Source organism: Microbacterium sp. GbtcB4, from assembly GCF_019091465.1.
GTDB classification, from domain to species: domain Bacteria; phylum Actinomycetota; class Actinomycetes; order Actinomycetales; family Microbacteriaceae; genus Microbacterium; species Microbacterium paraoxydans.
This window is the reverse complement of record NZ_JAGXJJ010000003.1, coordinates 253,969-266,711: the sequence shown is the minus strand read 5'-3', so window position 1 is coordinate 266,711 and position 12,743 is coordinate 253,969. Positions and strand designations below refer to the sequence as shown.

Below are 12,743 nucleotides of genomic sequence, written 5' to 3'. Positions count from 1 at the left end.
CCGGCGGGTGGTGGGAGCGTCGGCGGTCGCGATTAGGCTGAGTGCATGCCCTCGACCCTCGCCCCGCCTTTTCCCTGGGCCGACGTCTGGGGGCAGGAGGCCGCCGTCGAGACGCTGCGCGCCGCCGCGTCCGATCCCGCCGCGCTCTCGCACGCCTGGCTGATCACGGGCCCTCCGGGCTCCGGACGCTCGACCCTCGCCTACGCCTTCGCCGCCGCGCTCATCGCCGAGGGGCCGGACGACGAGGCCACGATGCGGCAGGTCCTCGCCGGTACCCACCCCGACGTGACCGCGCTCCGCACCGACAAGGTGATCATCACCATCGCCGAAGCGCGCGCCCTCGTCGAGCGCTCCTACTTCGCCCCGTCCGCCGGCCGCTATCGGGTCATCGTCGTCGAAGATGCCGACCGGATGGTGGAGCGCACCTCGAACGTGCTGCTCAAGGCGCTGGAGGAGCCGCCGGAGCAGACCGTCTGGATCCTCTGTGCGCCCAGCGAGGCCGACCTCCTCCCCACGATCCGGTCGCGCGTGCGGTCGCTCCGGCTTCGCGAACCCGACGTGGCGGACGTGTCCCGCCTCATCAGTCTCCGCACGGGAGTGGACGAGGCGGTCGCCGAGCAGGCCGCCCGACACGCGCAGCGTCACATCGGCATGGCCCAGCGTCTCGCCACCGACGATTCCGCACGTCGCCGCCGCGACGAGACACTCCGCGCCGTGATCGGGGTGCGCGGAGTCAACGACGCCGTCGAGGTCGCCGGCCGCATCATCCAGGCGGCGACGGAGGACGCCAAGGCGCTCACCGCCGAGCGGGACGCAGCGGAACGTGCCGCTCTCCTGCGCACCGTCGGGGTCGCCGAGGGGCAGGCGGTGCCTCCGGCGCTGCGAGCCCAGGTGTCCGCGCTGGAGGACGACCAGAAGAAGCGGGCGACACGGAGTCTGCGGGACGGCATCGACCGGGTCCTCACCGACCTGCAGTCGCTCTTCCGCGACGTCGTGATGCTGCAGTACGGTCGCGGCGACGACCTCATCAACCGCGAACTGCGCCCCGAGCTGGCCGGCCTCGCCGGCGCCTGGAGCGTGGAGCGTACGCTCGTCGTGCTCGACCACCTGGCCGAGACCCGTGAGGCGCTGGAGCGCAACGTCGCCCCGCTGCTCGCACTCGAGAGTTTGCTCGTGACCGTCACGAGCGGGAGGAAACCGTGAAGACTCGATCCCTTTCCCGCCTCCGTCGCACCGCGGCCATCGTCGCCGGCCTGGCTGCCGCCTCGGTCGCGCTCTCCGGATGCCTCTACGCCATGATCCCGGAGCAGTCCTCGAAGCCGGCCGTGGAGAAGACCCCGGACACCGAGGGTGTCGCGGAAGATCTGCTGCCGTTCTACTCCCAGGGGCTGGACTGGACCGACTGCGGTCCAGGCTTCGACTGCACGACCGTCACCGCGCCGCTCGACTGGGAAGACCCCGGAGCGGGAGAGATCGAGCTCGCCGTCGTGCGGCATCGCGCCGAGGGCGAGGCGATCGGCTCGCTGCTCACGAACCCCGGTGGCCCCGGTTCCAGCGGCGTCGACCTCATCCAGAGCAGCCTCGACTACGCGGTGGGTCCGGCGCTCATCGAGAACTACGACGTCATCGGCTTCGACCCGCGCGGGGTCGGCGCCTCCACCGCCGTCACCTGCTACGACGCGAAGGAGATGGACGAGTATCTCTACGGCATCCCTTCGGCGTCGCGGGGCACCCCGGAGTGGGAGGCCGAGCTGCTCGACTCAGCCCGCGCCTTCGGCGAGGCGTGCGACGCCAACAGCGGGGGCATCCTCCCGTACATCACGACGGTGAACGCCGCCCGCGACATGGACCTCCTCCGTGCCGTCCTGGGCGACAAGGAGCTCAACTACCTCGGGTACTCGTACGGCACGTTCCTGGGCGCGACCTACGCCAAGCTCTACCCGGAGAAGGCCGGGCGGCTCGTGCTCGACGGGGCGATCGATCCCTCCGTCCCCGGCCTCGAGGTCGGTGCCACGCAGGCACTCGGCTTCGAGTCGGCGCTGCGGGCGTACATGCAGAACTGCCTCGACTCCGGCTCGTGCCCCTTCAACGGCACGGTCGATGAGGCGATGGCCGATCTCGGCGCGCTCCTGGCGAGCGCGGACCGCACGCCGTTGAAGAACGGGGACGGCCGCCTCATGGGCGCCGACGCCCTGATGACGGCGATCATCGCGGCGCTGTACTCGGAGGACAGCTGGGAGATCCTCACCCAGGCCCTGGACGAGGCGCTACAGGGCGACCCGTCGACGGCCTTCCGCCTCGCCGACTTCTACAACGGTCGGGAGAACGGCACCTACATCGACAACTCGACCGAGGCGTTCCGCGCGTACAACTGCATGGACTACCCGGTCGAGGACGACCCTGCCGCCGAGGCGGCCACCGAGAAGAAGATCGCGGAGGGGGCGCCGACCATCGCCCCGTACTGGTCCGGACCGGACCCGTGTGAGGTGTGGCCGTATCCGCCCACCGGGACCCGCGAGAAGATCACCGCGGAAGGCGCGGGGCCCATCGTCGTCGTCGGCACGACCAACGATCCCGCGACCCCGTACGAGTGGTCGGAGTCGCTCGCCGATCAGCTCTCCGAGGGCGTCCTCATCACCCGCGTGGGCGAGGGCCACACCGGTTACAACAAGGGCAACGTCTGCGTGGACGAGGCGGTGGAGGCCTTCCTCCTCGAAGGCGTGGTGCCGGAAGACGGCCTGCGCTGCGAGTGATCGCGCCTCGATTCGCGAGTGAGCGCGAGACAGGGTAATATCGGTGATCGCGCCGCTCACGCGTCGCACGCCGCTTTAGCTCAGTCGGCAGAGCATTTCACTCGTAATGAAAAGGTCGTCAGTTCGATTCTGACAAGCGGCTCAGGAAAACCCCCGGAACCCTCGTGGTCCCGGGGGTTTCCTCGTCTCCGGGCCCGGCCGCGGGGCGTACTCTCGGAGCATGAGCAGAGCGCTTCTCATCGTCGACGTGCAGAACGACTTCACCGAGGGTGGTGCCCTCGCGGTTCCGGGCGGTGACGCGGTGGCCTCCGCCGTCTCCGCCTACCTCGCGTCCCACGCCGACGACTACGAGGTGATCGTGGCCTCCCGGGACTGGCACGATGCCGACGGCGACAACGGCGGCCACTTCTCCACGACCCCGGACTACACCGACTCCTGGCCCGTGCATTGCGTCGCCGGCATGGCCGGAGCCGAGTATGATCCGTTGCTCGTGACCGACCGTGTCACCCACCACGTGCGCAAGGGCCAGGGCCGCCCGGCCTACTCGATGTTCGAGGGGGTGACCGACGACGGTGCGACGGTCGCCGCGGTGCTGAGTGCGGCCGGCGTCGTGACGGCCGATGTCGTCGGCATCGCCACGGACCACTGCGTCCGGGCTTCTGCGCTCGACGCGATCGCCCACGGCGTCCACGTCCGTGTGCTCACCGACCTGATCGCCGGGGTCGCCCCCGAACCCAGTGCCGCTGCTCTCGCCGAGCTTGCACACGCCGGTGCCGAACTGCTGGAGAGCGCGGAGACGTGAGTCGCAGCGTCCTCCTCCTCCGCGCGGTCAACGTCAGCGGACGCAACAGTGTGCCGATGATGCGGCTGCGCGAGCTGCTCGCCGCTGAGACCGACCTGGGGGACGTCTCCACCTACATCGCGAGCGGCAACATCCTCTGCGCGACGCCGCGAGAACCCGCGGCGGCCTGCGCGACGGTCCGGGCGCTCATCGCGGCGGAGTTCGGTGTCGACACACCGGTCATCCATCGCACGCACGCCGAGCTCGCCGAGTCCGAAGCGGCCCAGCCCTTCCCGGAGGGGGAGCTGAAGCTCGTGCACGCGATGTTCCTCGAGGGTGAGCCCGCCCCCGGGGCTCTCGAGGCTCTGCACGAGCGCCTGATGCCGGGGGAGCGCCTCGCCCTGGTCGGACACGATCTGTGGATCGACTACGCCCCCGGCGGGGTGCACACGACGAAGCTCTCGAAAGCCGTGCTCGACCGGGCGCTCGGGGTTCCCGGCACGGCGCGCAACCTGCGCACGGTGCGGAAGCTCATCGCGCTGACGGCGTGACCACGGCCCGGCTCAGCGCGGTCGGCGGCATCTGGGCATGCGGGGCGAGGTCCACCCGACGAGAATCGCAGTCCGGGCACCGGACGTACAGCACGACGCCCTCGCTCGTGGGATGGCGCGACTCCACGAGCCAGGCGTGCTCGTGGGTGTCGTCGGGGAAGGTGAGACGGGGGATCGGGAGGGTGTCGGAGGAGGCCATGGGACCAGCGTGATGTAATGGTCTTATGCATCTCAACCCTTACGGGGAGTATGCGGTGCTCCTCGCCGCCTCCCTCGCGAACGACTGGCCGGAGGACCGCGCGGGGATCGAGGAACGCACGCTCGCGCTGGGGATGACGCAGACGTTTCCGCCGGCCCCCGACGACCACGCGCAGGTGCGCGCCGTGATCGACGACTGGCTGGCCATCGTGGATGAACCGGACCCCGATGCGCGGGCCGCCCTGCTCAACGATCAGCTCGCCACCGCGGGCGCCTATCCGCGGCTCACCAATCACGATGACGAGGGCTGGCACCTGCACTACCGGGACGACGTGCGCTCGCTGCCCTTCGTGCTGCGCGCGATCATCAACCTCGGCACGGCGCTGCACCTCGTGACCCGGGGGATGAACCGACTCGGGCGCTGCGACGCGCCGCCGTGCACCAACGTCGTCGCGGACGTGACGCGCAACGGCCGCCAGCGGTTCTGCTCCGTGAGGTGCGCGAACCGGGCGGCCGTGCGGCGCCATCGGGCGCGCGTGAGCTGATGGTCAGGCGGTCTGTCCCGCGTGCTTGCCCTCGCCGATCTCCTCGACCAGCTTGGCGTTGAACGCCGGGAGGTCATCGGGGGTGCGGCTCGACACGAGCCCCTCGTCGACGACGACCTCCTCGTCCACCCAGCTCGCGCCGGCATTGCGGAGATCGGTCTTCAGGCTCGGGTAGCTCGTGATCGTCCGGCCGTCGACGACGCCGGCCTCGATGAGGATCCAGGCGCCGTGGCAGATGACGCCCACCGGCTTGTGCTGCTCGAAGAACGCACGTGCCAGGTCGATGGAGGCGTGATCCATCCGGAGGTGATCCGCGTTCACCACGCCGCCGGGCAGCACGAGCGCGTCGAACTGGTCGGCGCTGGCGTCCGCGGCCTTCAGGTCGACGGCCTGTTCGTGGCCGTTCTTCCCGGTGATCGCTGCTCCGTCCGGGGCGATGAGTGTGGCGCTCGCGCCCTCCGTCGTCACCGCCTCCCAGGGGCTCGTGAGCTCGCTGTCCTCGAAGCCGTCCGTCGCCAGGAATGCCACGCGGTTTCCGGTGAGAGTCATGGTCCGTCCTTTCGGTAGGAAGTCGCCCTGTTCCGGGGACTCCTCGACCCTCTCGCAGGGCTCCGGGCGTCGCCAGGGGGTGGCCAGCCGCGGACGACGGTGATACAGAGCGGCCGCGCTGGCGGGAATGGCATCGGCGACTCGATACGATCCAGACATGCGCCTCCGCCCTGCTCTCCTCCTCCTGCCGGTGCTGGTCGTCCTCGCCGGCTGCACGCCGGCTCCGGAGCCGACACCGACCGTGACCTCCACCCCCTCGGAGACGCCGTCGTCCTCGCCCGTCCCGACCACGGCCCCGACGCCCACGGAGACGTCCGCGCCGCCGGCTGCCGGCGCCTTCGCGAAGGGGCAGCTCGTCTCTCTCTGCACCGAGAAGATCCGCTCGATCTCGCCGGATGCGACGTTCTTCGCCGACATGGCGACCACGGAGTGGCTGGAAGAGTCGGCGGTGTGGTTCGTGGCCGTCCCGGAGACGATCGACGGTCAGGACAACGTCGCCGTCTGCGGCATCGGGGGGAGCCCCGAGGCCCCGGACTTCGTGATGCACGGCGAGACGCTGCCGGACGGCGTCGCCGGGATCCGCGACGACCTGCTCGCCGGGAACGCCGGCGGCGACGACTGAGGATGCGGTGGGCCCCGTGGGGCTCGAACCCACGACCCGCGGATTAAAAGTCCGATGCTCTGCCAACTGAGCTAGAGGCCCGTGCTCCCAGTCTAGGGGGCGCACGACGAGGGGCCGTCGGCGCCACAGCCGCCGACGGCCCCTTCACCTGCCCCGTGTCCCTCCTGACAACAGGGGAGGCCGTGTGCCGGTCGGGTCGCCGGCACCATCCCTGGCTTACTCAGCCGGGGGCATCAGGACCGAGTCGATGAGGTACACGGTCGCGTTCGCGGTCTGCACGCCGCCGCAGATGACGTTGGCGTCGTTGACCATCCACTCGTCACCGCTGCCGGTCACCTCGAGGTCGGCGCCCTGGACGGTGGTGTGCATGCCCTCGATGTCGGACGGCTCGATCTGGCCGGGGACCACGTGGTACGTGAGGATCGAGGTCAGCAGGTCGCTGTCGGTCTTCAGCGTCTCGATGGTCGCGGCGTCGATCTTCGCGAAGGCGTCGTCGACCGGGGCGAACACGGTGAACTCGTCGCCGTTGAGCGTGTCGACGAGGTTCACGTCGGGGTTCAGCTCACCGCTGACCGCCGACACGAGCGTCGTCAGCATGGGGTTGTTCGAGGCGGCGACCGCCACCGGGTCCTGGGACATGCCCTGGATGGAACCGGCGCCGTCCGGGACCTCCTCCGCGTAGGCCTCGCAGCCGGGGCCGACGAGGTTCGCGGCGGGATCCATCTCCATCGGCGTCGACTCCGACGACTCCGGGGTCGTCGGCTCCGACGACTCCTCCGTGCTCGTTCCGCTGCCCATGGAACATGCCGAGAGCAGGAATGCGCTCGCCAGACCCAGGGTGACTGCTGCGGTGACCTTCTTCTTGGTGCTGAACATGTCGAGCTCCTTCGAAACTCCGGCCACGGCCTCTCCGTGGCGTCGAGGGCTGTTCGGAAGCCTCCCCGGATCGGATGGGAGGAATTTCGAGATTCTCCGAAATCGGATCCGATCCAATCCGCTGCGGGGGGTCGGCGCGAACAGCACCCGACAGAGACGAGGACCTCATGGACCTGATCATCATCGGCCTGCTCGGCGGGCTCATCACCGGCATCTCGCCGTGCATCCTGCCCGTGCTCCCGGTGATCTTCCTCACCGGCGGTGCCCAGTCGGCGTCCTACGAGGGGGAGGCGGTGCCGGCGAAGCGCAGCCGCCCCTACTTCGTCATCGCCGGCCTCGTGCTGAGCTTCACGCTCGTGACGCTCGCCGGCTCGCTCCTGCTGGGCCTGCTGAACCTGCCGCAGGACATCATCCGCTGGGTCGGCATCGCGGTGCTGGTCGTCATCGGGGTGGGACTCATCGTGCCGCGGTTCCAGCACATCCTGGAGCGGCCGTTCCAGCGCTTCGGACAGCGCGAGGTGAAGAACCGCGGCAACGGCTTCGGTGTCGGCCTCGCCCTCGGGGCCGTGTTCGTCCCGTGCGCGGGCCCGGTCCTCGCGGCCATCATCGTCGCCGGCTCCACGGGGCAGATCGGCGTGGGCACCGTGCTCCTCACCGTCTCCTTCGCGATCGGCGTCGCGGTGCCCCTGCTGGTCTTCGCGCTCGCGGGGCGCAGTGTCATCGAGCGCATCCGGGCCTTCCGGACGAAGGAGCGGGCGCTCCGGATCGCCGCCGGCGTGGCGATGATCGGCCTCGCCGTTGGTCTCGTGTTCAACGTGCCGCAGGCGCTGCAGCGTCTGCTCCCGGACTACACCGCGCCCCTGCAGGAGCAGATCGCCGACTCCGAGCAGGTGCAGGACGCCCTCGACCTCGGCGGCCTGGTGAACGAGGAGAACAAGGACCTCGACAAGTGCACGAACGGCGCGACCGAGCTGGAGTCCTGCGGGACGGCGCCCTCCATCAAGGGGATCCAGCAGTGGCTCAACACCCCGGACGGGGAGGCGATCGACCTGAAGGACCTGCGCGGCCAGGTGGTCCTCATCGACTTCTGGGCGTACTCCTGCATCAACTGCCAGCGCTCCATCCCGCACGTCGTGGCCTGGGACGAGGCCTACCGGGACGCGGGACTGCAGGTGATCGGCATCCACTCGCCCGAGTACGCGTTCGAGAAGGATCCGGGGAACGTCTCGGCGGGCGCGCGTGACTTCGGCATCGAGTACCCCGTCGCTCTCGACAACACCCTCTCCACCTGGACCAACTACCGCAACCGCTACTGGCCCGCGCACTACCTCATCGACGCGGAGGGGACCGTGCGCCACATCTCCTTCGGCGAGGGCAACTACGCCGCGACGGAGGCGATGATCCGGGAGCTGCTGCAGGACGCCGACCCCGACGTCGATCTCCCCGCCGCCACGGACGTGAAGGACGAGACCCCGGACGTGGGAGCCACGACCCGGGAGACCTTCCTCGGCTCCTCGAAGGACGTCAACTACGGCGGCGGCGACGAGTACCGTCGCGGAGACGGCAGCTTCCGCTTCCCGGACGACCAGCCCGACGACAGCTTCGCCCTGGACGGCGACTGGACGGTGGAGACCCAGTACGTGACGCCGACCGCTGACGACGCGCGGATCCGGTTGCAGTATCGGGCGGCTGAGGTGCGCATGGTCGTCGCGGGGTCGGGGGAGGTGGTGGTCACCGACGCCGACGGGAACGCGCAGACGATCCGGATCGACGGGACGCCACGCTCCTACGGGCTGCTCGAGCAGGACGACATCGCGAAGGGCACGTTCACGCTCGAGGTCCCCACCGGCGTCGAGGTGTATTCGTTCACATTCGGGTGACGTCTGCACGGGAAGAGGGAGGAGATACGGCATGCTTATGGAGATGGTCATCGATGGGATGGACGTCCCCGAGGACGGGACGGCGCCGCAGGATGCTGTCGCCGACCTCCTCGTCCGCGTCGCCTCCGGTGATCAGGCTGCCTTCGCGGCTCTGTACGACTCCCTCTCCTCCCGCGTCTTCGGTCTCATCCTCCGCGTGCTCGTGAACCGCGCGCAGAGCGAGGAAGTGCTGCAGGAGGTCTTCCTCGAGATCTGGCAATCCGCTTCCCGGTTCGCTCCGAACAAGGGACAGGGACGAACCTGGGTGATGACCATCGCGCATCGCCGGGCCGTGGATCGGGTGCGGGCTTCGCAGTCGAGTGCGGACCGGGACGTGCGCGCGGGATTCAAGGACCTCGGCGTCGCGCACGACAGCGTGGCGGAACGGGTCGAGCTGGGGATCGAAGGAGAGCGGGTCGTCGCGGCGCTGACCGGGCTTCCGGAGGCGCAGCGGGAGGCGCTCGTCCTCGCCTACTACGGCGGTTACAGTCAGAACGAGATCGCGGCGCTCGTGGGAGCACCGCTGGGCACGATCAAGACACGGATGAGAGACGGGCTGACCCGGCTCCGCACGGCGATGGGGGTGACGGCATGAACGAGAAGGACTTCACGGAGCTCGCGGCAGGTGCCGCACTCCACGCGCTCTCGGCGGACGACGAGCGTCGGTACCGCCGTGCCCTCGCCGAGCACCCGGAGTGGGCGGCGCAGGACGACGCCGACGCCGATACGGCCGCTCTCCTCGCGGACGGCGTGGCCCCGGTCGCCCCACCCGCCGGCATCCGTGCGGCCCTGCTCGCGCAGATCGCCCAGACTCCGCAGGGCTCCGCATCCGCATCCGCCTCCGAGCCCGACGGCTCCGCGGACGAGAGCCCCGCCTCCGGCGCCGCCTCTCCCGGCCCGGCTCGCCGCTGGACCCGGCTCGCGTTCGCGCTCGCCGCGTGTCTCGCGCTCCTGGTGGGCGTCGGCATCGGTGCGGTCGCGCTGAACGACCAGTTGAACCGCCCGGCGAGTGTCGTCGCGCTGCAGGAGATCGAATCCGCGGGCGACGCGCAGAAGGCGACGGTCGAGCTCGACGACGGCGCGACGGCCACCGCGCACTGGTCGGGCTCGGTCGGCAAGGCCGTGCTCGTCACGGACGGGCTGCCCGAGGTCGCGGACGGCAAGACGTACGAGCTGTGGTTCGTGCGCGGGGAGGACCCGATCGCCGCCGGCGTGTTCGATGTCGACGGCGGGGAGGCCACCGCGCTCCTCGAGGGCGAGATGCAGGCCGGCGACGCCATCGCGGTGACGGTCGAGCAGGAGGGCGGATCGCCGTCCGGGCTCCCCACGACCGACCCGGTGATCGTCATCCCGACGGCCTGAGCGTCGGAGGCGGGGCGTACCCTGGAGGGATGCCCGAGCAGCACCACCGCCCCGTGCGTCGTCCGACGAGCGCCTTCGACAACATCGTCGGCGCCCATGATCCCGCCGAGGAGACGCGCGTCGCACACGCCACCGCCTCCGCGCTGCTCACCCGCGTCCGCGAGGACGAGAGCGGGGCGAGCGTCGAGCGGCTGATCGCCTTCACGAGCGAGCACGGCATCGACGAGATCGCGGAGCTGTGGTCCAAGGCGCCGTCGCGCACCCTCCCGGGGTCGCTGTGGCGGCTGTACGTCCTCCAGCTCGCGATCCACGGCGATCCGCGCACCGCGGCCCTGCTCTATGACCGCGGGCGGGTCGAGCTGCCCTCGGCCGACGCCGTGGTCGCCGGAGCGCCGGTGCCGGCGAGCCCGGACGAGCTCGTCGCGCTCATCGACACGATCCTGCGCGGCGCCTTCCGCGGCGACTTCGCCGTGGCGCTGGAGCGCGCGGCGGCGTTCTGCCGCGTCCAGGCCTCGGGGGCGACGCACACCGCCGACGACTACGAGCCCACGGAGCCCGCGCGGGCCAGCGAGCTCACCACGCGGGCGCTGCGACTGAGCAGCTATGCCCAGGACCTCGCGGCGTCGGCGGCCCTGTGGCGCACGGGCGCCCTGGCCTGAGTCCGAGCGGGCGGGACATCATCCGGACAGAGAAAGACCGGGCCGCAAGAACGCCTCTCGGCGGAAGGCCGCTCGCAGCGGCGAAAATTGGAGCCCGGGGTTATGCGGCCCGGCCACTCCAGTGTAACGCGAGGACGCGGTGGGTATTCCCGGCGGCCTAGGCTCGGTGACATGACCCGTCGCTTCGCCCTCATGATCGATCCCGTCGCCGCCGACGAGCAGCGTGCCGACTACGCCGACACGTTCACGCAGGTGGACGCCGCGGCCCCCGCCCTCAGCGTCGGCGAGCTGAGCACGCAACGGGGCGATGGCGTGTTCGAGTCCATCGGCGTGATCGACGGACATGCGCAGGAGGTCGTCCCGCATCTGGAACGTCTTGCGCACTCGGCGCGACTCTGCGACCTCCCGGTGCCGAACCAGGAGCAGTGGCGGCAGGCGATCCAGCAGGCCGCAGCAGAGCTCGGCGCGGGGGAGTCGGTCATCAAGCTGATCCTCAGCCGCGGCGTCGAGCACGGGCCGACGCCGACCGCGTGGGTCACGGCGGCTCCGGCGGCGGACTTCGCCGCGGTACGGCGGAACGGCGTCAAGGTCGTCACCCTCGACCGCGGATACGACCTCGGCGCCGCGGAACGGGCGCCCTGGCTGCTGCTCGGAGCCAAGACGCTGTCCTACGCGGTGAACATGGCGGCCCTGCGCGAGGCCAAGCGCCGCGGAGCCGACGACGCGATCTTCCTGTCGAGCGACGGCTTCGTGCTGGAGGCTCCGACGGCCTCCCTCATCCTGCGCTTCGGCGACCGCTTCACGACGCCGGCCCCGAACGGCGGGATCCTGCACGGCACCACGCAGCTCAGCGTCTACGACCACCTTCTCGCGCGGGGCTTCGAGGTCGGGTACGACCGCATCCCCGCCACCGATCTGACGCAGGCTGACGCCGCATGGCTCGTGTCGAGCGTGCGTCTCGCGACCGCCATCACCGGGATCGACGGCACGCCGGTCCCCGTCGACACCGCCCTCACGGACGACCTCAACACCTACCTCCTCTCCCCGCGCGACTGAGCCCCCCGGCGGGACGGACGGAGACGAGAACGGGCCCGGACGCGAGGCGTCCGGGCCCGAAGGTCGAAAGGGTGCGGGTCAGCCGAAGCGGCCGGAGACGTAGTCCTCGGTGGCCTGCACCGACGGGGTCGTGAAGATGCTCGTGGTGTCGTCGTACTCGATGAGCTTGCCGGGCTTGCCGGTGCCGGCGATGTTGAAGAACGCGGTCTTGTCGGAGACCCGGCTCGCCTGCTGCATGTTGTGCGTCACGATCACGATGGTGAACTCGTTCTTGAGCTCGCCGATCAGCTCCTCGATCGCGTAGGTCGAGATGGGGTCGAGGGCGGAGCACGGCTCGTCCATCAGCAGCACCTCCGGGGAGACGGCGATCGCGCGGGCGATGCAGAGACGCTGCTGCTGGCCGCCCGAGAGCCCGGAACCCGGGCGGTCGAGGCGGTCCTTGACCTCGTTCCACAGGTTCGCGCCGGTGAGGGACTTCTCGACGAGGTCGTCCTGCTCGCTCTTCGACATGCGCTTGTTGTTGAGCTTCACACCGGCGAGCACGTTCTCCTTGATCGACATCGTGGGGAACGGGTTCGGCCGCTGGAACACCATGCCGACCTGGCGACGCACGAGCACCGGGTCCACGCCGGCACCGTAGAGGTCCTTGCCGTCGAGCAGCACCTCACCCTCCACGCGGGCGCCGGGGATCACCTCGTGCATGCGGTTGAGGGTGCGGAGGAAGGTGGACTTGCCGCAGCCCGACGGGCCGATGAAGGCCGTGACGCTGCGCGGCTGGATGTCGAGGGAGACGCCTTCGACCGCGAGGAAGTTGCCGTAGTAGACGTTGAGGTCGTTGACTTCGATGCTCTTGGACACGTGGATTCCTATTC

15 protein-coding genes and 2 tRNA genes are annotated in these 12,743 nt (G+C 70.1%); 12 read left to right on the top strand and 5 right to left on the bottom strand.

The genetic code is table 11. The features are described 5' to 3' along the window. Positions 1-45: 45 nt before the first annotated feature. From KVS71_RS07240 to KVS71_RS07220, 5 genes are all read left to right on the top strand, one after another. The gene (locus KVS71_RS07240; protein ID WP_217584232.1) at positions 46-1,203 is read left to right on the top strand and encodes a DNA polymerase III subunit delta'; all 1,158 of its coding nucleotides are present in this window, start codon (positions 46-48) and stop codon (positions 1,201-1,203) included. Next, positions 1,200-2,753 (top strand): alpha/beta hydrolase, encoded by a 1,554-nt coding sequence (locus KVS71_RS07235; RefSeq protein WP_199787655.1) that lies wholly within the window; start codon positions 1,200-1,202, stop codon positions 2,751-2,753. Before KVS71_RS07240 ends, KVS71_RS07235 begins: the two co-directional genes overlap by 4 nt. 69 nt (positions 2,754-2,822) lie before the next feature. Next, a tRNA-Thr gene (locus KVS71_RS07230) sits at positions 2,823-2,895 on the top strand. A gap of 78 nt (positions 2,896-2,973) precedes the next feature. Further along, positions 2,974-3,555, top strand: a complete 582-nt coding sequence (locus KVS71_RS07225; RefSeq protein ID WP_217584231.1) for an isochorismatase family protein — start codon at positions 2,974-2,976, stop codon at positions 3,553-3,555. Beyond that, positions 3,552-4,085, top strand: coding sequence for a DUF1697 domain-containing protein (locus KVS71_RS07220; protein WP_105950272.1), 534 nt, complete (start codon positions 3,552-3,554; stop codon positions 4,083-4,085). The genes KVS71_RS07225 and KVS71_RS07220 overlap by 4 nt, the downstream gene beginning before the upstream one ends. Here the strand turns inward: KVS71_RS07220 and KVS71_RS07215 are convergent. Further along, a complete protein-coding gene (locus KVS71_RS07215; RefSeq protein WP_217584230.1) occupies positions 4,066-4,284 on the bottom strand; it encodes a hypothetical protein in 219 nt (72 codons plus the stop codon). The two genes, KVS71_RS07220 and KVS71_RS07215, sit on opposite strands and share 20 nt — an antisense overlap. Positions 4,285-4,309: 25 nt before the next feature. Between KVS71_RS07215 and KVS71_RS07210 the strand changes: the two genes are divergently transcribed. Further along, positions 4,310-4,828 (top strand): CGNR zinc finger domain-containing protein, encoded by a 519-nt coding sequence (locus tag KVS71_RS07210; protein WP_217584229.1) that lies wholly within the window; start codon positions 4,310-4,312, stop codon positions 4,826-4,828. Between the two features lie 3 nt (positions 4,829-4,831). On the opposite strand, the gene KVS71_RS07205 is transcribed toward KVS71_RS07210, so the two are convergent. After that, the gene (locus tag KVS71_RS07205; RefSeq protein ID WP_060922993.1) at positions 4,832-5,377 is read right to left on the bottom strand and encodes a type 1 glutamine amidotransferase domain-containing protein; all 546 of its coding nucleotides are present in this window, start codon (positions 5,375-5,377) and stop codon (positions 4,832-4,834) included. Between the two features lie 157 nt (positions 5,378-5,534). On the opposite strand from KVS71_RS07205, the gene KVS71_RS07200 reads away from it, so the two are divergent. Beyond that, positions 5,535-5,999: a hypothetical protein gene (locus KVS71_RS07200; RefSeq protein ID WP_060922992.1), complete on the top strand. Its 465-nt coding sequence runs from the start codon at positions 5,535-5,537 to the stop codon at positions 5,997-5,999. An 8-nt stretch (positions 6,000-6,007) separates the two neighbouring features. Here KVS71_RS07200 and KVS71_RS07195 read toward each other — a convergent pair. Together KVS71_RS07195 and KVS71_RS07190 are read right to left on the bottom strand one after the other, a co-directional pair. Then, a tRNA-Lys gene (locus KVS71_RS07195) sits at positions 6,008-6,080 on the bottom strand. 135 nt (positions 6,081-6,215) lie between these two features. Beyond that, the gene (locus KVS71_RS07190; RefSeq protein WP_105950821.1) at positions 6,216-6,875 is read right to left on the bottom strand and encodes a fasciclin domain-containing protein; all 660 of its coding nucleotides are present in this window, start codon (positions 6,873-6,875) and stop codon (positions 6,216-6,218) included. Between the two features lie 167 nt (positions 6,876-7,042). On the opposite strand from KVS71_RS07190, the gene KVS71_RS07185 reads away from it, so the two are divergent. The 5 genes from KVS71_RS07185 (at position 7,043) to KVS71_RS07165 (ending at position 11,871) form a co-directional block, all read left to right on the top strand. Further along, positions 7,043-8,755 (top strand): cytochrome c biogenesis protein DipZ, encoded by a 1,713-nt coding sequence (locus tag KVS71_RS07185; protein WP_060922991.1) that lies wholly within the window; start codon positions 7,043-7,045, stop codon positions 8,753-8,755. Between the two features lie 31 nt (positions 8,756-8,786). Continuing rightward, a complete protein-coding gene (sigK, locus tag KVS71_RS07180) occupies positions 8,787-9,389 on the top strand; it encodes an ECF RNA polymerase sigma factor SigK (RefSeq protein WP_174521451.1) in 603 nt (200 codons plus the stop codon). Then, complete coding sequence (locus KVS71_RS07175) at positions 9,386-10,156, top strand: anti-sigma factor (protein ID WP_083370905.1); 771 nt, start codon at positions 9,386-9,388, stop codon at positions 10,154-10,156. The genes sigK and KVS71_RS07175 overlap by 4 nt, the downstream gene beginning before the upstream one ends. A 29-nt stretch (positions 10,157-10,185) precedes the next feature. Beyond that, the gene (locus tag KVS71_RS07170; protein WP_060923078.1) at positions 10,186-10,815 is read left to right on the top strand and encodes a hypothetical protein; all 630 of its coding nucleotides are present in this window, start codon (positions 10,186-10,188) and stop codon (positions 10,813-10,815) included. 171 nt (positions 10,816-10,986) lie between these two features. Continuing rightward, positions 10,987-11,871, top strand: a complete 885-nt coding sequence (locus KVS71_RS07165; protein ID WP_217584228.1) for an aminodeoxychorismate lyase — start codon at positions 10,987-10,989, stop codon at positions 11,869-11,871. A 78-nt stretch (positions 11,872-11,949) separates the two neighbouring features. Here the strand turns inward: KVS71_RS07165 and pstB are convergent, their stop codons facing one another. Beyond that, positions 11,950-12,729, bottom strand: coding sequence for a phosphate ABC transporter ATP-binding protein PstB (pstB, locus tag KVS71_RS07160; protein ID WP_025104291.1), 780 nt, complete (start codon positions 12,727-12,729; stop codon positions 11,950-11,952). Between the last annotated feature and the right edge of the window lie 14 nt (positions 12,730-12,743).

What these genes read in the sequence shown, in the direction of transcription:
- KVS71_RS07185 (WP_060922991.1), top strand. Translation starts at nt 7,043, where the DNA reads ATGGACCTGATCATCATCGGCCTGCTCGGCGGGCTCATCACCGGCATC.
- KVS71_RS07210 (WP_217584229.1), top strand. Translation starts at nt 4,310, where the DNA reads ATGCATCTCAACCCTTACGGGGAGTATGCGGTGCTCCTCGCCGCCTCC.
- KVS71_RS07200 (WP_060922992.1), top strand. Translation starts at nt 5,535, where the DNA reads ATGCGCCTCCGCCCTGCTCTCCTCCTCCTGCCGGTGCTGGTCGTCCTC.
- KVS71_RS07215 (WP_217584230.1), bottom strand. Translation starts at nt 4,284, where the DNA reads ATGGCCTCCTCCGACACCCTCCCGATCCCCCGTCTCACCTTCCCCGAC.
- KVS71_RS07165 (WP_217584228.1), top strand. Translation starts at nt 10,987, where the DNA reads ATGACCCGTCGCTTCGCCCTCATGATCGATCCCGTCGCCGCCGACGAG.
- KVS71_RS07170 (WP_060923078.1), top strand. Translation starts at nt 10,186, where the DNA reads ATGCCCGAGCAGCACCACCGCCCCGTGCGTCGTCCGACGAGCGCCTTC.
- KVS71_RS07175 (WP_083370905.1), top strand. Translation starts at nt 9,386, where the DNA reads ATGAACGAGAAGGACTTCACGGAGCTCGCGGCAGGTGCCGCACTCCAC.
- sigK (WP_174521451.1), top strand. Translation starts at nt 8,787, where the DNA reads ATGCTTATGGAGATGGTCATCGATGGGATGGACGTCCCCGAGGACGGG.
- KVS71_RS07240 (WP_217584232.1), top strand. Translation starts at nt 46, where the DNA reads ATGCCCTCGACCCTCGCCCCGCCTTTTCCCTGGGCCGACGTCTGGGGG.
- KVS71_RS07190 (WP_105950821.1), bottom strand. Translation starts at nt 6,875, where the DNA reads ATGTTCAGCACCAAGAAGAAGGTCACCGCAGCAGTCACCCTGGGTCTG.
- KVS71_RS07205 (WP_060922993.1), bottom strand. Translation starts at nt 5,377, where the DNA reads ATGACTCTCACCGGAAACCGCGTGGCATTCCTGGCGACGGACGGCTTC.
- KVS71_RS07225 (WP_217584231.1), top strand. Translation starts at nt 2,974, where the DNA reads ATGAGCAGAGCGCTTCTCATCGTCGACGTGCAGAACGACTTCACCGAG.